Here is a 20,576-nt window from a genome sequence, read left to right as displayed (position 1 = left end):
CTCCTCAACGACGCAGGCTGGCGTGGCGGGCATGCTCGCGGATCTCTTCGCGAGAAATGCCAGCATCCGCTAGTGTGCTGTCTGGGGCCTGCCTCAAGCTCGCAAGCGTCTGGCGATAGGCAAGCCAGCGGGCGAAACGGTGTCGAAGTTTGTCGAACATGATCGTCTCCTTTGGCGCGCAGAAAGCCCGCGCGCCTGGGTTGGTCGAAAACGCAAAGCATCTGCGCGAAGCGCATGCGCGATCGAAAGGATTCGCTGGCTTCTTGGCCAGCCGAGGCGCTTGTCACTGTCGCTCCAGGCAGGATTGTCCAACGCCTTCAATGCCTGCATGCTTGCGCGTGATGCCCGCTTCGCGCTACAGCCAAGGTCGCAAGGAGTTTTTCATTTCTGCAAAATGAATATCGACTGGGACGATCTGAGGCTGTTTCTCGACGTTGCGCGGCTGGGTGGCTTGAGCGCAGCGACGGGAACCACGCGCCTCAGCGCAGCCACACTTGGACGACGCGTCACTGCGCTCGAAAGGCAGATCGGCGAACCGCTGTTCGTGCGCCAGCAGGCAGGCTACCGGCTGACCCCGGTCGGTGAAGAACTGCTGCGGCGCGCCGAAGACGTCGAGGCAGCAATGCAGTCGCTGACCCGCTGGCGCGAGGGAAACCTGCCCGACCGCATTGTCCGCGTCTCGGCCGGGCCATGGACCTCAGCCTTCGTTTCCGCCCATATCGGCGAGATCTGGACGGTCGATGACGGCATAAGGGTGGAGCTCGTCACCACCACCGACCGTGTCGACATCGGCCGCCGTGCCGCCGACATCGGCATCCGCAGCGAGCGACCGACCGAGCAGTGGCTGGCCGGCCGTCAGAGCGGCAAGGTCGCCCACGCCATTTATTCCGGACGCCACCTGATCAACGGCATCGCCGCCGGGTTGTTCGTCGGCGCCACCGGCGAAGCGGCAAACATTGCCTCGGCGCGCTGGCTGCAAGCCCATCACGGCGACCGCATCGCCGTGCGCGGCAACAACACCCATTCGGTGCGCGAACTTGTGGCCGCCGGCGCCGGCCTTTCGATCTTTCCGTGCTTCGTCGGTGACAGCGATCCGCGGCTGGTTCGCGTCGCTCAGCCTATCCCCGAGCTGGAAACCGACCAATGGATCGTCACCCATCACGAGGAACGTCACGCGCCGCCGGTACGAAAAGTCGCCGACCGGATTGCCGCCTTTATGCGGGTGCACCAGCCGCTGTTTCGCGGCGAGACGCCGATCCAGTAAGCCTCAGGCGTCGATCGGCCGTCAGCTGACCTCATGCCGGACTCCTGCGCCGTCAGGCCTAGGCCGTAATACTTCAACAGGGACTCGAACTCGCCATGCCGCTGCGTCCAGCCGCTATTCGCGGCACCGACCATCGAGCCCAGCGGACGCTTTGTTCCATGGCTGACCACCGTCAAAAAGAGCGCTGTTAACCAAATTTTCTAACCCGCCAATGCTTATTCGCGCGACTGAAGAGGTGAGGTGATCGATGTGCGATTCAAACATAAGCGCATTTCCGCTGCATCGGCGGCGGAAATTGGTCGAAGGGATCGCCCTGGTCCTGGAGTCCAAGAACGGGGAGGACGCGAACGCCTTCTGGCGCAACACCGCCAAGGCAATTCTCGTTCAATTATCCGAATCAGGAATTGCACCCGGGCTGGCCGAACAGGAAGTCGGAACGCTTCTTCATGCTGTCTTGGATGATATAGCCACCCGCAGTGCGGCTAAACTCGCACAATAGCATTGGCTGGCTCACGACGATGGATTGCCGCGTGAGACACCCGGGGCTCCGCGCGATCACGCCCGGTCCATGTAGCTGCGCCCCACCCATGCGCGCCTATAACACGAAGAAGTCGTCCACTGTGAGGAATGTGCTTGGGTCCACGGCGGCAAACTTGACAGTCGCCGCGCCTCCTGCCCCGTCCACGTCGAACAGCAGATCGCCGGTCTGCTTGTCGTAAACGATGTGGTCGTTGTCATCCATGGCGTGCTTGCCGACGACGAAAACCGCAGCGGAAAGCGAGCCGGCCGACAGCCCGACGAATGCGGAGCTGTCCAGCCAGAACACATCGTCGAGCGCATTGAAGTCTTCTATCCGGTCGTAGTTCGCCGGCCCAAGTGCGTCGAACACGAAGACATCTCTGCCCCCCTCGCCGGCCAGCCGGTCGCGGCCGGCGCCGCCATTGAGGATGTCGTCGCCAGCACCACCTCGCATGTCGTCGGAGCCGGCGCCGCCGTCGAGGACGTCGTTGCCAGTGTCACCGCGGACGCCGTCTGCGCCCTCACCTCCGCTGATCGCGTCATCGCCAGCGCCGCCCTTCAGCCAATCGGTGCCCGCGCCTCCAATGATGTCGTCGGCGCCCGCGCCGCCGAACAGCTGGTCGTGGCCGGCACCGCCGTCGAGGGTATCGTTAAACGGGGTGCCGCTGATGCGGTCGCCCCCGCCCAGCGCGGCGACGAGCACGGCATGATCATGGCTTGCGTAGCTCGCGATGTTTTTGGCGTCGGTCAGGGTAATGGATTCGGCAGGCGGAGTGACCGTTATCGAAATCGTCGCCACATTGCTGTTGCCCTGGCCGTCCGTAGCGTAAACCGTAAAGCTGTCGGTGCCGATGAACCCTGCCTCCGGTGTGTAGTCGAACAGGTTTCCGCTCAGAAAATCCGCATGATAGTGCAGGGTAGTGCCATAATGACCCTGGTGAAACGGGTAGTGGTTACCGTCGAAACTCGTCTCCTGCTCCAGGGTGCCGCTGTCCGGCCCGTCCAAGACGATAAAGTTCAAGAGATCGTAGTCGGCATCTGTCGCGCTGAACTTGACGTCGTCGAGCGATTGCGCCTGCGAAATCGACAAGTCCAGGTCGGCAACGGTGGGCGCGTGATTAACGAAGGTGTCGGGCTGAAGCACGCCCCCTTTCAAGATGATCTGGTGCTGACCGTATTGGGTGTTTTCGCCGCCGAAATATTCGTTCGCCCCGATCCATGTCACCGTGAGGTCGTCGGGGCTGTCGGCGCTGATCGAGACGATCCGGACCGACTGGAAAGCCGCCTGGTCGGACACGGTGCGCAGAAAATTGCCTTCGTTGTCGAAGACCTGCGTTTCCACTGTCGTCCAGGTTTCGGTCCTGCCCTCGTGGGTGAAGCTGGTGATGGTGAAGAAGCCATCGAAGACATCGACCGAAGCTAGTTCGATCCCACCGAAAGGGAAATCAGCCTTTGCGCCTATCGGTCCGATTACGTCGCCGTCTGTTTCCGTAATGCTGAAAAGGACCGAGTCAGGGGTCGGATTGGGATTCTCTGGTTCGTTCCATACGATGAGTTCACTGCCATTGCTTAAGGTCGGCATCCTGTCTCTTCCTTGCCTTTGCGCCTGGACGTGCTGCGGATGCCCCCAATTCCAACAGTAACATGTTGCGCGAGACGGATCGGTGACAAACCCAACCGCCTTTCGCCTTCTTCGAATGTGGTTAATTCGGTGATCATGCCGAACTGTCTGATTGGATTCGGCAATGGGCCGACGCTGGTGAAATCCAGTCGGCGATGCGGCGAGCTGACGAGAGGTGCGTCGTGCTGGGCATCAGGCACTGCGAACCCGAAGCGATCTCTGCTCCAAAGGATCATTCGCAGGATCACCCTCAACTCGTCTCACCCGTCGGCCCGACCTTCCGCTTGCGAACCGGACGGCCTATCTCGACTCGCTCGTTGGACGCGGCGACCGGCCCTGGCGGCAGCATCTCATGCGCCATTTCTTGTAGGAGGGCAAAGCGTTGGTTTCGCGCCGAACGACACTTAACGTCGCCTCCCGAAGTCAGCAACGGCGAGCCTTGAGCGCACGGGTGAGGAGCCGGGTGTCATTTAGCTGGGTAGCGCAGATTTCGAACGCTTTGGTCGGCCCGTGCCAGCGCAGCTCCTCGACATTATCGAACAGCCGAGCGTCGGTGCGCAACGTCGCGAGATTTTTGAACAAAAGCGCGAGCTCTCTCCGCTTGCCGAGGGCTTCAGGCGGAAAGCTTTCAAGCTTGCCGTAGCGGCCAAGCAGCCGGGCGGCCGAGACCAGGCCGATGCCTTCGAGACCCGGATAGCCATCGGCGGCATCACCCACGAGCGCGAGGAAATCTGGAATCAGGGCCGGCTCAACTCCGAACTTCTCGCGTACGCCGGCGGCATCGCGAATTTTCTGGGTCCTGCGGTCTACCTGGACGACATGGTCGCCGCGCACACACTGCGCGAGATCCTTATCCGGCGTCCAGATGCACACCTTCTGCACGCCCTCATCGGCAGCCGCGCTGTGTGCCGCGGATGCCAGCGCGTCGTCGGCTTCCAGCTCGATCATCGGCCAGACCGCCACTCCCATCGCCGCCAGGGCGTCCTCGAGGGGGTGGAACTGGGCGAGCAATGCCGGCTCGATGCCATCCCCGGTCTTGTAGCCGGGCCAGAGCTGATTTCTGAACGATTCGATTACATGATCGGTGGCCACCCCAATATGTGTGGCGCCGTTCTCGATCATCTCCAGCACTGTATTCAGCACGCCGACGACGGCGCCAAACGGCTTGTCCTGGCCATTGTTGAACCGGCGTTGGCCATAGAAGTGGCGAAACAGTTCGTATGTGCCGTCTACCAAATGAATGATCATCGCAATCCTTAGGGAAACAACATCCGGCCCGGTCTGCCATACCGATAGTGGCATCCAGGGATGGTTTAGTCGAAAAAACCCGCATCCTCTTGCCTGAGATGCTTCCTGGCTGCTTCGGCGTCGATATCGAGGCCCAGCCCCGGCGCTTCCAGCAGGTCCACCATGCTGTCCGTCACGATCTGCGACGGCAGGCCGATCACGAGGTCCTCCCACCAGGGATCGGAGGCGCTCGGATATTCGAAGGCGATGTAGTTGGCGGGCAAGGTGGCGCAGACATTGATCAACGCGCCGAGGCCAAGCAGGCCGTTCGCTGTGCCGTGCGGCGCCATCAGGATCGAGTGCATATGGGCGTGCTCGGCGACCCATTTGAGCTCGGCAATGCCGCCGATATCGGCAGGATCGGGGCCGATGACGCGCACCGCCTGCGTCTCGATCAGTTCCTTGAAATTGTGCCTGAGGTAAATCTGCTCGCCGGTATGGATTGGCGTCGAGGTCGAGGTGGTCAGCTCCCGATAGGCCTGCGGATTGACCCACGGCACATAGTCGCCAGTCAGCATGTCCTCGAGCCACATCAAATTGTATCTTTCGACCGCGCGAGCGAACTTGATCGCATCGGGCAGCATCCAGCCCGGGCCGCAGTCGAGCGCCAGGCTGACCTTGTCGCCCAGCACTTCCTTCATCGCGATCACGCAGTCGAGCATGTGATTGAAACCGCGCTCGCTGATCACACCCTGATCCATGGCACCGTGATAGCCGGCCTTCTTCTGCGTCACGCCGTAATGGAAGCCCTCAATGGTATCCTTCATGTTGGAGTGGAACGAGATTCCTTGCTTGATCATGAAGAAGTTCTGCGGCTGCTCCATCATCCATTTGACGTCGGCGGCGTAATCCTCCGGCCGGTCGCCCGTGCGTTTCCTGCGGATCGAGCCGTTGTAGACGCGCACCTTGTCGCGCACCTTGCCGCCGAGCAGTTTGTAGGCCGGCACGCCTGCCGCCTTGCCGGCAATGTCCCACAGCGCATGCTCGATAGCGCTTACCGCCGCGCCATAGGGCTTGAAAGAGCCGCGTTGGCGGATCTTCAGCATCACCCGCTCGACGTCGGTCGGGTCCTCGCCGATCAGCGCCTCGCGAAAATGCAGGACCCAGGGCTTGAGGTAGGGTTTGGTGTACTCGACCTCGCCCAGGCCATGGAGGCCCTCGTCGGTGACGATGCGAACGATGGGGTGCTTGCCGATAACGGCACAGCGGAGGTCGGTGATCTTCATCTCGGGTTCTTTCCGCCTCAACTCCAGGTGCGATCCCAGGAATACTCATTGTCCCAGTGATCCGTGGGCTGCCAGATGCCGGTGACACCCGGCTGCAGATGCTGCGAGATCACCTCGTCGACGACGTCGTCAATCCCCAGGCCCGGCTTGTCGGGAACAGTGATAAAGCCGTCCTTCACGAGCGGCCTGGCAACGCCGGTGACGATATCGTCCCACCAGTCGACGTCGGCAGAGTGGTATTCGAGCGCCATGAAGTTTTCGGTCGCGGTCGCGACATGTGCCGCGGCCATCGCGGCGATCGGACTTTCCGCCATATGGATGGCCATTGCGACGCCGTGGTCCTGCGCCATGTCGCCGATCTTCTTGGTCTCGAGGATGCCCCCGCTGGTGAGCAGGTCCGGGTGGATAATGGAAAGGCCGCCGCTCTTGAGCAGAGGCTCGAAGCCCTCCTTGAGATAGATGTCCTCGCCGGTGCAGATCGGCACCGTGGTGGCGTCCTGCAGTTGTCGGTACTGCTCGGTGTACTGCCATGGGATCACATCCTCGAGCCAGGCCGGCACATATTTTTCAATCCGCCTGGCGAGGCGAATACCGTTCTGCAGCGAGATGTGGCCGACGTGGTCGATGGCGAGCGGAATATCCATGCCGATCACCTCGCGAACCTCGGCAATATACTGCTCAAGCAAGTCGAGGCCCTTGTCGGAAAAGTGGAGGCCGGTAAACGGGTGGGGGACGTTGTGAAAATCGTAGGCGGCGTTGCGGGCGCGCCGCTCTTCAAGGGACTTGACCTCGCCGCGGCCGGGCAGGACGCGATACCCATCAAGAGAGCCGGCAGGAGACACGACCGCACCGGGGACATCGGCGATCTGCATCAATCCCAGATCCATCTTGACGAACGTGAAGCCGAGCGCCATGCGCTGCTTGAGGCGCTTGCCGGTCTCGGTGCCGCTCGGCACGGTGGCGTCGGTATCGCAATAGAGGCGCACCTTCTCCCGAAACCGGCCGCCGAGCATCTGGTAGATGGGCACGCCATAGGCCTTGCCGGCGAGATCCCACAACGCGATTTCGACCGCCGAGACGCCGCCGCCTTGCCGGCCGTGTCCGCCGAACTGTTTGATCGGCGAAACAGGCGGTCGATGTTGCAAGGGTTCTCGCCAAGCAGCCGGCTCTTCAGCATCAGCGCATAGGTGGCGCTGGCGCCGTCGCGCACCTCGCCAAGTCCGACGATGCCCTGGTTGGTGTAAATCTTGAGCAGGGTCGAGGTGAACGGCGCGCCGACGATTTCGGCTACCCGCATGTCGGTGATGCGAAGCTGGGATGGCTTAGAGTTCGCGTTCACCCGATTGAGCGCCTCGTCGGCGCCACCCGTCTTTGCCATGACTTGTCCTCGTTCTGGTGGATGGGGCTTGTCGCCCGCACGCCGGGCCGGCATGGAGCGTTGCTAGCCCAGCTCAATCTCGTGGGCCTGCAGGTAGTCACGGTTCATTTCAATACCGAGACCAGGCCTCGGCGTCAGCTTGAGGCTGCCGTTCGAGACGTCGAGCGGTCTGTCAATGAGGTGATCGTATTTGTCCAGGTTCCACTCCGACGTTTCGAGCTTGTAGAAGTTGGGAACGGTCATCATCACCTGGGCTCCCGCAACCACGTTGATCGGTCCCGCGGCGTCATGTGGCGAGACCGGGATGTAGTAGGCTTCGCATAGGGCGGAGATCTTCTTGAGCTCGGTAATGCCACCCGTCCAGGTCACGTCCGGCATGATGTAGTCAACGAGCCTGTTCTCGAGCACCGGCACGAAATCCCACTTCGTGTGGCCGCGCTCGCCCCACGCGATGGCGGCACTGACCTTCTCACGCACCTGCTTGAGGGCGTTGAGGCTTTCGGGCGGGCAAGGCTCCTCGAACCAGTCGATCCGACCGGCTTCCTCGAGGCTCCGACAGAGACGAATGGCGGTGGGAACGTCGAAGCGGCCATGCGCATCGATGAGAATGTCGACGTCTGGCCCCGCCGTTTCGCGGATCAGCGCCGTGAGTTCGGCGGCTTCGCGCTCGTCCTTGCGGGTCATGCTGCCATCGAGGTAGCCGTCCCGCTGTTCGCGGGACAGGCCATCGGCGCTGCGGCCCTGGTGGGGGAAAGGATCGAACTTGAGCGCAGTGTGTCCGGACCCGACGATGTCCAGAATTTCGCGGACCACAGCCTCCTTGCTGGTAAACTTGGCCTGGTTGGGATGGGTGTAGAGCGCGATTTCGTCGCGTACCGGTCCGCCCAGCAGCTCGAAAATCGGCTTGCCGAGGACTTTGCCGCGGATGTCCCAAAGGGCAATATCGATGGCGCTCACGCATTCGACGGCGGCGCCGCGGCTGCCCATATAGGTGAAGCTGCGAAAGATCTTGTGCCAGAGATGCTCGATACGCGCTGGATCCTCGCCTGTCACGGCGACGCCGATCTGCCGCAGGATCGTGCAGAGAGCGCGGTTGGCGAGCCTTGTCGTGGTGGTGATCTCGCCCCAGCCACTCACCCCCTCGTCGGTCGTCACTTCGACGAACAGGAACTCTCCCCAATAAGAAGCATCGGACTTGATCAGCCACGGCCGAATGCTCGTGATTTTCATCTCAATTCCCTTGTCTGAAATGCTCAGGGCTAACGATGTTCGAGACTGGACCTTCGTTCCTATCCGGCCCGGGCGGCGTTGCGCGCACGCATCTGTTCGAGGATATGCCGGCCGGAACCCTCGACATGGCGGGCAACGAGTTCGGCCGCCTCGTCGGCTTCTCCCGCTTTTACGTGCGCGATGAGTTCGCGGTGCTCGCGAATGATCGCGGCACGCCGCGCCAGCGTGAAATTGAAACGCCGGCTCACGGCTCGCAGCACCTCGCGATGCTTCCACCAGAGTTCAGCGGCATGGCGGTTATAGTGCCGCTGGTACATCACGGTGTGGAAGGCGGTATCCAGTTCACTGTGCCTGAATGTGTCGGCAAAGTTGTTCTCTTCAATAAGCCCTTGGAGACGTTCGAGTTCGGCGATGTCCTCGCCGGTGGCCATGTTGACAAACCATCGCGTCAGGGCCGGCTCGATCAGAACACCGATTTCATAGATATCCCGGACAAAATCCTGATCTATGGGTCGGACGCGCGCCCCGCGGTTGGGAAGAAAGGTGACAAAGCCCTCCCCGCGCAAGAGCTGCAGGGCCTCGCGCACGGGGTTTGTCGAGGTGCCGTGACGCCGGGCGAGATCGGTGACCACGAGCCGTTCGTTGGCGGCGAGCCGTCCCTCGATGATGTCTTCCCTGATCAGTTCATAAAGCGAGGCGCCCTCGCTGGAGGCCATGGGGTCAGTCTCCACCGGTGGCATGGCTTTAAAATCATCTATTTCGGCCAAAGCCGGCTCCCCTGATCAATACATACCCTGCCCGATATCACACACGGTTTTCACAAACAATGTACGATCCAGCGCGTTGACAGGCAATCCACGATCTGAAAACGTACAAAATGATCGAAGGGATACATAGAACAGAAAGGCGTCCCGCGGTCGAACGAGCTAGACCGCTTTGCCTCGGCAGGGCGGCATGGAGAACCAGGGAGGATACCTATGACGAGGATTACGCTCGGCAGTGCGGTCCTGCGCGGCACTGTCGCCACTGCTTTGATGGCATCGCTGATGTCCACATCGGCGCTCGGAGCGCCGGTCGACCTCAGCAAGTGGTCGCCGGAATATGTGCGCTCCATTGCGGGCACAGAGGATTTTGACACCGCGGCCGATTGCGCCAAGGTCACCCCGCTCGACTACAAGGGGCGACTGACTTTCTGGTATCAGGGCGTGTTCGAGGGCGACCCCGACCTTTTGCGCCAGTACTACAAGGATTTCTTCGAGACCTTCCGCAAGACCTATCCGAACATCCAGCTCGAGGAACAAGCCCTCACCTATAACGACCTTCTTGACAAGTTCCGCACGGCGCTCCTCGGCAATGCCGCGCCGATGGCGGTCCGCCTGCAAATCCTGGGTGGTACCGAGTTCGCCTCAAAAGGCTACCTGGAGCCGCTCAAACCCGAGGATGTCGGGTATTCGACCGAGGACTTCTGGCCCGGCGCCATGAAGGCCGTGACCTGGGAGGGAGTGACCTACGGCATTCCAACCAACAACGAGACGATGGCGTTCATCTGGAACGCCGACATCTTCAAGCGTGCGGGCCTCGATCCGGACAAGGCTCCGGCAACCTGGGACGACGTCGTCAAATATTCCAAGCAGATCCACGACAAGCTCGGCATTGCCGGTTACGGCCTCGTGGCTCGCAAGAATGCCGGCAATACGCCGTACCGCTTCATGCCGCAGCTGTGGGCCCATGGCGGCGGCGTCTTCGACGAAGCCACCGCGAACCCGACCTATGAGGAGGTCCAGCTCGATAGCCCGCAGAGCAAGGCCGCGCTGCAAGCCTCGTACGACATGTATGTTCGCGACAAGTCGGTTCCGGTTTCGGCGCTCACCAACCAGCAGGCCGATAACCAGCCCCTGTTCCTCGCCGGCCAGCTCGGCATGATGATCTCGCATCCGTCCGACTACGACGTCATGCTCGACCTGCAGAAGAAGGCGACGGGCGCCGACAAGGACAAGGCGCAGACCGTCATCGACAACATGCGCTACGGCCTGATTCCCACTGGCCCCGACGGCAAGCGCGCAGTCGTGTTCGGCGGCTCGAACATTCACATCCTGAAGCCCGAATATGTCGAGGGCGGCAAGGTCGACGAGCCGGCCGCAAAGGCTATCATCTGCATGTGGACGAGCCCTGAATGGTCGCTGAAGATGGCCTATGCCGGCTCGAACCCGGGCAACCTCAACGGCTTCAAGACCAAATGGATGAAGGAACGTCTGGACAACATCAAGTTCCTCGACGTGACGACCTCGATGCTGCCATACGGCATCCCGTTCCCAGCGCTGCCGCAGGCTCCGGAGATCATGAACATCATCGTCCCGGACATGCTGCAAAATGCCCTGACCGGAGCGATGACCGTCGACGAGGCAGCGGACGACGCGGCCAGGAAGGTAAGAGAGCTGATGGGCGGACTCTAGTCCAGGGCCTGACCGGCTGCACCGATAGTGCAGCCGGTTCGTTCAGAAGAAATAAGGGCGCGCCACAGTGACGATCGTGACCGGCAAGGCCGAGGCTCGCCGAAGATTGCAATCCGGCAGGTCCGGCGTGCTACGCGAGATATGGGAGCATCGAGCCGACTACGCGTACGTGCTCCCTGCGATCGCCGTGATGCTCGTCGTCATCGCCTATCCGATCTACTACACGATCGAGCTGTCGTTCTTCAAGACGCCGCCTGGCCTGCAGCTTCGCGACAAGAGCTTCATCGGTTTCGACAACTACACGACCATCCTCACCAGCGAGGTGTTCTGGAGAGTCACCTGGAACACTCTGATCTGGACGCTGGGCTCGACTTTGATTGCCTTTGTCCTGGGGTTTGCCACCGCGCTGGCGCTCCACCGCGAGTTTGTCGGCCGCAGTGTGCTGCGCGCAATCCTGATCATTCCCTGGGTCATCAGCGCGGTTGCCGCCTCCTATATCTGGAAGTGGATCTATCATTCGGACTTCGGGATCATCGGCGCTGTGCTGGTCGGCCTCGGATTGGCCGACCGACCGCCGAATTTCATCGACAGCGTCAACACGGTTCTGCCTTCCCTGATCGTCGTCAATATCTGGCGCGAGTTTCCGTTTGCCATGATCATGATGATGGCCGGCCTGCAGACCGTGCCCGAGCAGTTGCTGCGCGCCGCGCAGGTCGACGGCGCCAGCGCCTGGCAGCGCTTCTGGCACGTCACCTTCCCGCACTTGCGCAACGTCTCGACGGTGACGATCCTGCTGCTCGCGGTGGCCAACTTCAATTCCTTCATCATCCCCTGGATCATGACCGGCGGCGGGCCGTCCAACGCATCGCATATCTGGATCACCCACATTTATGAGCTCGCCTTCGGCCGGCAGCGCTGGGGTGTGGCATCTGCCTATTCGGTGCTCCTGTTCCTCACCCTGATGACGCTCGGCTACTTCTACGTCCGTGCGCTAAGCGGTAACGAGCGGCAGGAGGGGAACGCATGAGCACGACTGCCGAGACCGCCCCGCGAGCCCTGAGCCGTCGCCGGATGCGCGTCGACGGATGGCGGTGGACCGGGCGCATCTTCCTCGCGTTCATGCTGCTTTACACCGCGGTGCCGATGATCTGGATGCTGATCACCTCGATCAAGTCCGGGTTCGCGGCGTTGCAATTCCCGCCGCAATGGTGGCCGGACGAACCTACCCTCGCCAGCTATGAGAAGCTGCTCGATCCCCAGAACAGCGTCGGCCAGGACTTCCTCCGCTTCTTCTGGAACAGCCTTTTCGTGTCGACCGTCACGACAATCCTCTCGGTGATCGTCGCCGTCCCTGCGGCCTACGCGTTTTCGCGCTTCAGTTTCCCCGGCCGGAACTTCCTGTTCTTCGCCGTGCTGCTGCGCAACATGTTCCCGGCGGTGATCTTTCTCGTGCCGCTGTTCATCCTGATGCGCCTGCTCGGGTTGATGAACACGCATGGCTCGCTGATTCTCACCTATCTCACCTTCGGCCTGCCGCTGGCGATCTGGTTGCTCAAGGGCTTTTACGACAACATTCCGGTGCAGCTCGAGCAGGCGGCGCGCATCGATGGGGCAACGCGGTTCCAGGCCTTCATCCTGATTGTGATGCCGCTCTCGACGCCGGGGATCATCGCCACCGCGATCTATTCGTTCATCGGCGCGTGGAACGAGTACATCTACGCCTACACCTTCCTCACCAAGAACGACCAGTTGACGCTGCCGGTCGGCATCCAGCGCTTCTTCTCGGAAAATACGACGGACTTTCCGGGCCTGATGGCGGCCAGCTTCATGATGAGCGTGCCCGTCGTGGTGCTGTTCCTCGTCCTGCAACGATACTTCGTACGCGCCCTTACAGAAGGCGCGGTCAAGCACTAGGGAGTTGCCGATGGCCCACGTGGTCCTCAAAGATCTCGTCAAGTCCTATGGCAGCTTCAAGGCTGTCAACGACGTGTCGCTGACGGTCAATGACGGCGAGTTCGTTGCGCTCGTCGGCCCTTCAGGCTGCGGCAAGACAACCACGCTCAATCTTGTCGCGGGGCTGATCCCGATCACATCGGGCGACATCGTCATCGGCGACCGGGTGGTCAACGACCTCGACCCCAAGGACCGGGACATCGCCATGGTGTTCCAGAACTACGCGCTCTATCCGCAGAAATCGGTTTACAAGAACCTGGCGTTCCCGCTGCAGATGCGCAAACTGCCCAGGGACGAGATCGACAAGAAGGTCAAGGAAGCGGCGCGAGTGCTCGACATGACGCACCTGCTCGAGCGCAGGCCGCGCGAACTTTCGGGCGGGCAGCAGCAGCGGGTGGCCCTCGGCCGTGCGCTTGTCCGCGACCCCGCCGTGTTCCTGATGGACGAGCCGCTCTCTAACCTCGACGCCAAGCTGCGCGTGCAGATGCGGTCGGAGATCAAGCGCTTCCACCAGGACCTCAAGGCGACGATCATCTATGTGACGCACGACCAGCTCGAAGCCGTGACCATGGCCGACAAGATGGCGGTGATGAACGGCGGCTACCTGCAGCAATACGATTCACCGGCGCAGGTCTTTGCCCATCCCGTCAACATGTTCGTCGCCAGCTTCATAGGCAGCCCGGCGATGAGCCTTATTCCGCTGCAGGCATCGACGGCAAACGGCAACTCTGTGTTGACCAGCGCGGAGGGCTGGAGCTTTGAGCTCTCGCCGCGCAACGCCCGGAAGGTCGCAAGGGCGACGACCAGGAAAGTCGTGCTCGGCGCACGTCACTCGACGATCAAGCTGCGCAACAGCGCGGTCCCCGGTGCCATTCCGGCCAAGGCCTACACGGTGGAGCCGACCGGTGACGTCACCTTCGTGCAGGCGTTCCTGTCCGGCGCCATCGTCAACGTCAGCGTGCCGCCGAACATTGCCGTCGCGCCCGATGAACAGATCTGGCTCGAGTTCGACCAGGAGCGGATGCATCTGTTCGACGGCGAAACCGAAATGGCCCTCAAGGCCAACTGAGACAGGGCGCCAACTGAAACAGGGCGGATGCGTTTGGAACGTGGCGTGGATGACTACGAAGCTTAAGATCACCGCGATCAAGCCCTATCCAGTGTGGGTAGGAACGCGCAACCAGATGCTCGTCAAGGTCGAGACCGACCAGGGCATCTTCGGCTGGGGCGAGAGCGGCTTGAGTGGTCGCGAGAAGGCGGTGGCCGGCGCGGTCGAGCACTATCGCGAGTTTCTCATCGGCCGCGACCCGATGCAGATCGGCCGGACCTGGCAGGAGCTTTATCGCAGCCAGTACTTCGAAGGCGGACGTGTTCTGCAGGCGGCGATTTCCGCCATCGACATCGCCCTTCACGACATCAAGGGCAAGGCGCTGGGAGTGCCGGTCTACGAGTTGCTAGGCGGCAAGCAGCGCCACCGCATCCCCACCTTCGCCTCGACCGGAGACGAGGCCGAAGGTGACGCTGCCATCGAACGCGCCCGCGAGCTGCGCGCACAGGGCTGGCAGGCGATCCGCTTCTTCCCCGCCGGGCAAAACAGCAGGGACATCTTCGAGCCGCGCGAGTCGATCGGCACTACCGCCAGTATCCTTAGCCGGGCGCGCGAGGCGCTGGGCGACGACGTCGTCCTCGGCATCGACTATCATCATCGGCTGTCGGTGGCCGAGGCGGCGAGCTTCTGCAACAAGCTCGGCCGCGGCGTGCTTGATTTCCTCGAGGAGCCGATACGCGACGAGACACCGGAGGCCTACGAATCGCTGCGTACGATGACCGACATCCCCTTTGCCATTGGCGAGGAATTTTCCAGCAAGTGGCAGTTCCTGCCCTACATCGAGCGCGGCATTCATCAGTTCAACCGGCTCGATGTTTGCAATGTCGGCGGGCTTACCGAGGCGATGAAAGTCGCTGGCTGGAGCGAGGCGCACTATGTCGACCTGATGCCGCACAATCCGCTTGGTCCGGTGTGCACGGCCGCGACCGTGCATCTCGCCGCCGCGGTACCCAACTTCGCGTGGCTCGAGACCAGGGAACCCGAAACAAAGCTGGGCTTCGACAATTCCGACTTCTTCCCCGTGCGACCACGGCTCGACGGGACCGACTATCCGGTCGGCGACCTGCCGGGGCTCGGCGTCGAGGTCAACGAGGAGGCGATCCAGGCGGCGAGCTTTCGTTTCTGGGAAGCGCCTCACCTTAAGCGCCGCGACGGTTCTGTTACGAACTGGTAGTTGCCTTTCAACCGGAGTCCACCATGACACATGCTCCCGACATCACGCGGCCGCCAAAAGACCTAATCGACGCGCTGAGGGGGATCGGCGCCGCGACGGTTGCCGGCACGCTTGGCCACATGGGTTTTCGCAATCCGCACATGGTCGGACCGGTGGCGCAGAACCACGGCAAGTCGATCGTCGGGCCGGCGCTGACGCTGCAGTTCATGCCACAGCGGCCGGACCTGTTCACCGAGGGAGAATATGCCGATCCGGAGACGCAGCTGCATCGGCACGTGCTTTATCACGCGCAGGCGGGCGATGTGGTCGTGGTCGACGCGCGCGGCGACATGAGCTCGGGCGTCTTCGGCGATATGATGTCGACGTATTTCAAAGGCAGGGGCGGCGCCGGCATCGTCATCGATGGATGCATGCGTGACCGGCCCAATGTTGAAAAGCTCGATCTGCCTCTATGGCTGCGCGGCTGGACGCCGAACTATCATGTGCAGACCAGCATTTATCCCAATGCCGTCAACGTTCCGATTGCCTGCGGCGGTGTCACGGTGATCCCCGGTGACATCATCGTCGCCGACGACGACGGGGTGGTGGTGCTTCCCGTCGCAATGGCCCCGGCGGTAATCGAAGAATCACAGAAGCATCACGATTGGGAGGAGTTCTCGCGAGTGAAGCTGATGGAGGGCGGGCCGTTGCAACGCTACTATCCGCTGCATGACGATGCCCGCGGGGAGTACGAGGAGTGGCGCAAAACAAACCGCTTGGAGAACCCCGGTTAGCGCATGGATTACCCCGTGGCGGGCGGCAGCTGGCAACCGTTCACAGATGGCGCGCGGTACTGGTTTATTCGGCAGCTTGGGCCCTCGCCGCCGGCGCAATTCGCGCGGCGCAGTATTTGAACTCCGGGATCTTGCCGTAGGGGTCCAGCATCGGATTGGTGAGCATGTTGGCCGGACTTTCGTTGAAGCAGAACGGCATGAACACCATACCGTCGGCGACCTCCCGGTCGGCGCGCAGGATGGCGTCTACCGTCCCGCGCCGGGTCTCGACCGCAATCATCTCTCCTTGGCGCAGGCCGTGCCGCTTGATCTCATAAGGGTTCATCGCAGCGATGCCTTGTGGTTCGATCGCGTCCAGCACGCCCGCCCGGCGGGTCATCGAGCCGGTGTGCCAATGCTCGAGCAGGCGGCCGGTGGTGAGCACCAGTGGAAACTCTTCATCGGGCACTTCGTCAGGCGGCAGCAAATCGGCCGGCACGATGCGGCCGCGTCCGTCCGCGGTCGGGAATCCGGACGAGAAGATGATCTCATTGCCGGGCTTGTCGGGACCGTCGGCCGGATAGATCACCGAACCTTCGCGCTCGATGCGGTCCCAGGAGATATGTTTCAAGGACGGCATCACGGCCGCCATTTCCGCATAGACCTCGGAGACATGGCCGTAATTCCAGTCCAGACCGATGCGCCTCGCCAGTTCGACAATCAGTTCCCAATCCTGGCGCGCTTCGCCCGGCATGTCGAGCGCCGGCCGGCCGATCTGCACTTGCCGGTTGGTGTTGGTGTATGTGCCGAGCTTTTCGGCATGCGCCGAGGCTGGCAGCACCACATCTGCGTGCCAGGCGGTCTCGGTCAGGAAGATGTCCTGCACTACGAGATGGTCGAGCATGGCCAGTGCTTGCCGGGCATGGGTCTGGTCCGGATCGGACATGGCCGGGTTCTCGCCCAGTATGTACATGCCCTTGATTTCGCCGTCATGGATGGCGTCGATGATTTCGACGACCGTCAGGCCGCGTTTCGGGTCCAGCGTCTGACCCCAAAAGTTCTCGTATGCGCCGCGGATGTCGATGTTCTCGACCGATTTATAGTCGGGGAAATACATCGGGATGAGCCCGGCATCGGATGCGCCCTGCACGTTGTTCTGGCCGCGCAGTGGGTGCAGGCCTGTTCCCGGCCGGCCGACATGTCCGGTGATCAGCGCCAGGGCGATAAGGCAGCGCGCATTATCGGTTCCGTGTGTGTGCTGGGAAATGCCCATGCCCCAAAAGATGATCGACCGCTCGGCGGTCGCGTAGGTGCGGGCGACGTCGCGCAGCACGCTCGCCTCGACGCCGCAGACCTCGGCCATCGCCTCGGGCGAAAAATCCTTCACCTTGGCCTTCAGGGCCTCGAATCCGGAAGCGTTGGCTTGGATATACTGCTCGTCGTAGAGCTTTTCCTCGACGATGACGTGGATCAGCGCGTTCAGCATGGCCACGTCACTGCCAGCCTTGAATCGCAACGAATGCGACGCATGGCGCATCAGATCCTGGCCGCGCGGGTCCATGACGATCAGCTTGGCGCCGCGCTTGGCCGCCTGCTTGAAATAGGTCGCGGCGACCGGATGGTTGGTGGTCGGCCGTGCGCCGATGACGATGATGCATTCGGCCTTCAGTGCGTCGTTGAAGGGCGCCGAAACCGCACCCGAACCGACGCCTTCCATCAGCGCCGCCACCGAAGATGCGTGGCAAAGCCGCGTGCAATGGTCGACATTGTTGGTGCCAAAACCCTGGCGCACCAGTTTTTGGAACAGATAGGCCTCTTCGTTCGAGCCTTTCGCCGAGCCGAAACCGGCCAGCGCCTGCCCGCCATGATCCCTGAGGATCGTCTTCAGCCCGCCGGCGGCGCGCGCGAGCGCCTCTTCCCAGCTAGCCTCGCGAAACACGGTCAGCGGATCGACGCCGCGCATATCGGCATCGCCCGACTTCGGCGCATCGTCGCGGCGGATCAGCGGCTTGGTCAGCCGTTCAGGCGACATCGCATAATCGAAGCCGAAACGACCCTTGACGCAGAGCCGGTTCTCGTTGGCATAGCCATTGCGGCCATCGACCTGAACTATTCTGTTGTCCTTGACCGCAACGCTGGTCTGGCAACCGACGCCGCAGAACGGGCACAACGTGTCGACGACCTTGTCGAATTCCTGGATGACCCGGGTCTTGCCTGCATCATCCATCAGCGACTTTTCGTAGAGCGCGCCGGTCGGGCAGGCCTGCACGCATTCACCGCAGGTGACACAGGTCGACAGGCCCATCGGATCGTGCATGTCGAAGACGGGAAGCGAGTGATTGCCGCGCTCGGCCATGCCAAGCACATCGTTGACCTGGACCTCGCGGCAGGCCCGGACACAGGCGCCGCAAGTGATGCAGGCGTCGAGATTGACGGCAATGGCGGGATTGGTGATGTCGAATTCTGGCCGGACATCATCGGTGGCGAATTTCGAGCGGTAGCGAGCGCCGGAAATGCCCATCGAGCCAGCCCACTGCCAGAACATCGACTGCTGATCCGGACCGTCGGCCGCCGGCCGCATGTTGCTGGCGAGAAGCTCGAACACCATCTGGCGCGATTTCGTAGCCCGTTCGGTATCCGTCTTCACCACCATTCCGGCGGAAGGCTTGCGGATGCAGGAGGCGGCAAGCACCCGTTCGCCCTCGACATCGACCATGCAGGCGCGGCAATTGCCGTCTGGCCGATAGCCGGGCATGTCGACATGGCACAGATGCGGTATCCTGGTGCCTTCGCGCTTTGCAACGTCCCAGATCGTCTCGTCGTCAGCGGCTGTGACCGTCTTGCCGTCGAGGGTGAAAATGACGCCATCTGCCATTTCAAAGATCATCCCTAAAATGCGTCAAAAGGTGATTGACCGGATTGGGCGCCGCCTGGCCGAGACCGCAAATGGAGGAATCGCGCATCACTGTTTCAAGGTCGCGCATCGCCGTCTCATCCGGCACGCCCTTCTCTTTCAAGAGCGTTACCAGCTTTTCGGTTCCCTCCCGGCACGGCGTGCATTTCCCGCAACTCTCGTGTTTGAAAAAATTCATGAGATTGAGGGTCACATCCCTGATGTTGTCGGCTTGCGAAAGCACGACCACAGCATGTGAGCCGACAAAGGCGCCCTGTTTGGCGAGTTCGCCGCCGAAATCGAGTTCAATGTCGCCCATCGACGCCGGAAGGATGCCGCCCGAGGCTCCACCTGGCAGATAGGCCTTGAATTCATGCCCGTCTGCCATGCCGCCGCAATAATCCTCGATCAGTTCGCGCACGGTGACGCCAGCCGGGGCCAGCTTGACACCCGGCTCCTTCACATGCCCGGAAACCGACCAGGAGCGAATTCCCTGATGGCCGGGCTTGCCCTGCGCGGCGAACCATTCGGGTCCCTTCTCGACGATGTCGCGAATCCACCACAGCGTCTCGACATTGTGGTTGAGTGTCGGGCGTCCGAAAAGTCCGACTTCGGCAATATAGGGAGGCCGGTGGCGGGGCATGCCGCGCTTGCCCTCGATGCTTTCCAGCATCGCGCTTTCCTCGCCGCAAATATAGGCGCCGGCGCCGCGCCGAAGGTCGATGAAACCGGGCTTGACGATGCCGGCTGCCTCGAGCGCCGCGATCTCGGCGCGCAAAATGGCGAGCACGGCAGGGTATTCGTCGCGCATGTAGAAATAGATGCGCTCGGCCTCGACCGCGTGGGCGGCGATAATCGCGCCTTCGAAGGTGCGGTGCGGATCCTTTTCAAGATAGATGCGGTCCTTGAAAGTGCCAGGTTCGCCTTCGTCGCCATTGATCGACATCAGCCGCGGCCCTGGATAGCCGCGCACGAAGTTCCATTTCTTGCCGGCCGGAAAGCCGGCGCCGCCGAGACCGCGCAGACCGGCGTGCTCCATGATCTCGATGATGGCGTCAATGCCGGTCTCGCCCGCCTTCACCTTCCGGAGAAGCTGATAGCCGCCAGCGGCCCGATAGGCATCGAGGCCAACATAATCGGGCACGACAACTTTCGTATCGCCCGAGCGAGCCAGATCGATGAGGATATGGCTGCTGGCTTGGTCGACCTCACGGTCGCCAATGCGCGCCGCGGGCGCTGCGGCGCAGCGGCCCATGCAGGGCGCACGCATGACGCGGACTGTGTGTGGGTCGGCCTTGGCGGCCAGTTCGCCAATCAGGTGTTCGGCGCCCGCCAGCATGCAGCTTATCGATTCGCACACCCGGATTGTCAGCGGCGCGGGTCTCGCCTCGCCTTCCCTGACGATATCGAAATGGTCGTAGAAGGTCGCGACCTCGTAAACCTCCACCTGGGACAGGCGCATGTCTTCGGCAAGCGCTCGCAGATGCGCGGCCGACAGACAACCGTAGCGGTCCTGGATCAGATGCACGAATTCGATCAACAGATCCCGGCGCCGTTCGCGATGGCCAAGAAGTTCCCGGACCTCGGCCAGGGCAACATCATCCAGCGCCCGCCCTTTGGGTCCGCGATCGGGAGATCGCCGTTGCTGCATTGTCATCCTCTCTCCTCCCGGACCCTTCGTCTGAGGAAGGCGGCTCCCGCCACCAATGTGGTTGTGA

16 protein-coding genes and 1 pseudogene are annotated in these 20,576 nt (G+C 62.0%); 8 read left to right on the top strand and 9 right to left on the bottom strand.

All coding sequences use genetic code 11. From position 1 onward, the window contains the following. Window positions 1-4: 4 nt before the first annotated feature. Window positions 5-160 carry a DUF1127 domain-containing protein gene (locus X738_RS82245; RefSeq protein ID WP_084833633.1) on the bottom strand — a complete coding sequence of 52 codons (156 nt, stop codon included), beginning with the start codon at window positions 158-160 and terminating at the stop codon, window positions 5-7. Between the two features lie 234 nt (window positions 161-394). On the opposite strand from X738_RS82245, the gene X738_RS0140780 reads away from it, so the two are divergent. Continuing rightward, the gene (locus tag X738_RS0140780) at window positions 395-1,264 is read left to right on the top strand and encodes a LysR family transcriptional regulator (protein ID WP_031254339.1); all 870 of its coding nucleotides are present in this window, start codon (window positions 395-397) and stop codon (window positions 1,262-1,264) included. 247 nt (window positions 1,265-1,511) lie between these two features. Then, a complete protein-coding gene (locus X738_RS50060; RefSeq protein WP_023797634.1) occupies window positions 1,512-1,763 on the top strand; it encodes a DUF6074 family protein in 252 nt (83 codons plus the stop codon). A 96-nt stretch (window positions 1,764-1,859) separates the two neighbouring features. Here the strand turns inward: X738_RS50060 and X738_RS50055 are convergent, their stop codons facing one another. The 6 genes and pseudogenes from X738_RS50055 to X738_RS50030 all read right to left on the bottom strand — a co-directional run bounded on the left by X738_RS50055 (window position 1,860) and on the right by X738_RS50030 (window position 9,292). Continuing rightward, window positions 1,860-3,365, bottom strand: a complete 1,506-nt coding sequence (locus tag X738_RS50055) for an Ig-like domain-containing protein (RefSeq protein WP_023797633.1) — start codon at window positions 3,363-3,365, stop codon at window positions 1,860-1,862. 462 nt (window positions 3,366-3,827) lie between these two features. After that, entirely contained in the window at window positions 3,828-4,652 is an 825-nt protein-coding gene (locus X738_RS50050; protein ID WP_023797632.1) for a 5'-3' exonuclease, read from the bottom strand. A 65-nt stretch (window positions 4,653-4,717) separates the two neighbouring features. Then, on the bottom strand, window positions 4,718-5,917 hold the full coding sequence (locus tag X738_RS50045; RefSeq protein ID WP_023797631.1) for a mandelate racemase/muconate lactonizing enzyme family protein: 1,200 nt from the start codon (window positions 5,915-5,917) through the stop codon (window positions 4,718-4,720). A gap of 17 nt (window positions 5,918-5,934) precedes the next feature. After that, window positions 5,935-7,295, bottom strand: a pseudogene (locus X738_RS50040) (mandelate racemase/muconate lactonizing enzyme family protein). Window positions 7,296-7,358: 63 nt separating this feature from the next. Further along, on the bottom strand, window positions 7,359-8,525 hold the full coding sequence (locus X738_RS50035) for a mandelate racemase/muconate lactonizing enzyme family protein (RefSeq protein ID WP_023797629.1): 1,167 nt from the start codon (window positions 8,523-8,525) through the stop codon (window positions 7,359-7,361). Between the two features lie 59 nt (window positions 8,526-8,584). Continuing rightward, window positions 8,585-9,292, bottom strand: a complete 708-nt coding sequence (locus tag X738_RS50030) for a GntR family transcriptional regulator (protein ID WP_031254337.1) — start codon at window positions 9,290-9,292, stop codon at window positions 8,585-8,587. Window positions 9,293-9,502: 210 nt separating this feature from the next. On the opposite strand from X738_RS50030, the gene X738_RS50025 reads away from it, so the two are divergent. From X738_RS50025 to X738_RS50000, 6 genes are all read left to right on the top strand, one after another. Continuing rightward, window positions 9,503-10,978: an ABC transporter substrate-binding protein gene (locus X738_RS50025; protein ID WP_023797627.1), complete on the top strand. Its 1,476-nt coding sequence runs from the start codon at window positions 9,503-9,505 to the stop codon at window positions 10,976-10,978. 67 nt (window positions 10,979-11,045) lie between these two features. Beyond that, complete coding sequence (locus tag X738_RS50020; RefSeq protein WP_023797626.1) at window positions 11,046-12,005, top strand: carbohydrate ABC transporter permease; 960 nt, start codon at window positions 11,046-11,048, stop codon at window positions 12,003-12,005. After that, window positions 12,002-12,892, top strand: coding sequence for a carbohydrate ABC transporter permease (locus tag X738_RS50015; RefSeq protein ID WP_023797625.1), 891 nt, complete (start codon window positions 12,002-12,004; stop codon window positions 12,890-12,892). The genes X738_RS50020 and X738_RS50015 overlap by 4 nt, the downstream gene beginning before the upstream one ends. A gap of 10 nt (window positions 12,893-12,902) precedes the next feature. Further along, window positions 12,903-14,000: an ABC transporter ATP-binding protein gene (locus tag X738_RS50010; RefSeq protein ID WP_023797624.1), complete on the top strand. Its 1,098-nt coding sequence runs from the start codon at window positions 12,903-12,905 to the stop codon at window positions 13,998-14,000. Between the two features lie 49 nt (window positions 14,001-14,049). Next, window positions 14,050-15,213 (top strand): mandelate racemase/muconate lactonizing enzyme family protein, encoded by a 1,164-nt coding sequence (locus X738_RS50005; protein ID WP_023797623.1) that lies wholly within the window; start codon window positions 14,050-14,052, stop codon window positions 15,211-15,213. A gap of 23 nt (window positions 15,214-15,236) precedes the next feature. Continuing rightward, window positions 15,237-15,986, top strand: a complete 750-nt coding sequence (locus tag X738_RS50000) for a ribonuclease activity regulator RraA (protein WP_023797622.1) — start codon at window positions 15,237-15,239, stop codon at window positions 15,984-15,986. A 64-nt stretch (window positions 15,987-16,050) separates the two neighbouring features. Here the strand turns inward: X738_RS50000 and fdhF are convergent, their stop codons facing one another. Beyond that, the gene (gene fdhF, locus X738_RS49995) at window positions 16,051-18,840 is read right to left on the bottom strand and encodes a formate dehydrogenase subunit alpha (protein WP_031254336.1); all 2,790 of its coding nucleotides are present in this window, start codon (window positions 18,838-18,840) and stop codon (window positions 16,051-16,053) included. 1 nt (window position 18,841) lies between these two features. After that, window positions 18,842-20,515, bottom strand: a complete 1,674-nt coding sequence (locus tag X738_RS49990; RefSeq protein ID WP_023797620.1) for an NADH-ubiquinone oxidoreductase-F iron-sulfur binding region domain-containing protein — start codon at window positions 20,513-20,515, stop codon at window positions 18,842-18,844. Window positions 20,516-20,576: the final 61 nt, after the last annotated feature.

Origin of the sequence: Mesorhizobium sp. L48C026A00, assembly GCF_000502375.1 — a bacterium.
Taxonomy (GTDB): Bacteria; Pseudomonadota; Alphaproteobacteria; order Rhizobiales; family Rhizobiaceae; genus Mesorhizobium; species Mesorhizobium muleiense.
Note: the sequence above shows the minus strand (reverse complement) of the source record. Positions and strands in the feature narration are given on the sequence as shown.

Coding starts and splice junctions, on each gene's coding strand:
- X738_RS82245 (WP_084833633.1), bottom strand. CDS start 160: ATGTTCGACAAACTTCGACACCGTTTCGCCCGCTGGCTTGCCTATCGC.
- X738_RS0140780 (WP_031254339.1), top strand. CDS start 395: ATGAATATCGACTGGGACGATCTGAGGCTGTTTCTCGACGTTGCGCGG.
- X738_RS50060 (WP_023797634.1), top strand. CDS start 1,512: ATGTGCGATTCAAACATAAGCGCATTTCCGCTGCATCGGCGGCGGAAA.
- X738_RS50055 (WP_023797633.1), bottom strand. CDS start 3,365: ATGCCGACCTTAAGCAATGGCAGTGAACTCATCGTATGGAACGAACCA.
- X738_RS50050 (WP_023797632.1), bottom strand. CDS start 4,652: ATGATCATTCATTTGGTAGACGGCACATACGAACTGTTTCGCCACTTC.
- X738_RS50045 (WP_023797631.1), bottom strand. CDS start 5,917: ATGAAGATCACCGACCTCCGCTGTGCCGTTATCGGCAAGCACCCCATC.
- X738_RS50035 (WP_023797629.1), bottom strand. CDS start 8,525: ATGAAAATCACGAGCATTCGGCCGTGGCTGATCAAGTCCGATGCTTCT.
- X738_RS50025 (WP_023797627.1), top strand. CDS start 9,503: ATGACGAGGATTACGCTCGGCAGTGCGGTCCTGCGCGGCACTGTCGCC.
- X738_RS50015 (WP_023797625.1), top strand. CDS start 12,002: ATGAGCACGACTGCCGAGACCGCCCCGCGAGCCCTGAGCCGTCGCCGG.
- X738_RS50010 (WP_023797624.1), top strand. CDS start 12,903: ATGGCCCACGTGGTCCTCAAAGATCTCGTCAAGTCCTATGGCAGCTTC.
- X738_RS50005 (WP_023797623.1), top strand. CDS start 14,050: ATGACTACGAAGCTTAAGATCACCGCGATCAAGCCCTATCCAGTGTGG.
- X738_RS50000 (WP_023797622.1), top strand. CDS start 15,237: ATGACACATGCTCCCGACATCACGCGGCCGCCAAAAGACCTAATCGAC.
- fdhF (WP_031254336.1), bottom strand. CDS start 18,840: ATGGCAGATGGCGTCATTTTCACCCTCGACGGCAAGACGGTCACAGCC.
- X738_RS49990 (WP_023797620.1), bottom strand. CDS start 20,515: ATGACAATGCAGCAACGGCGATCTCCCGATCGCGGACCCAAAGGGCGG.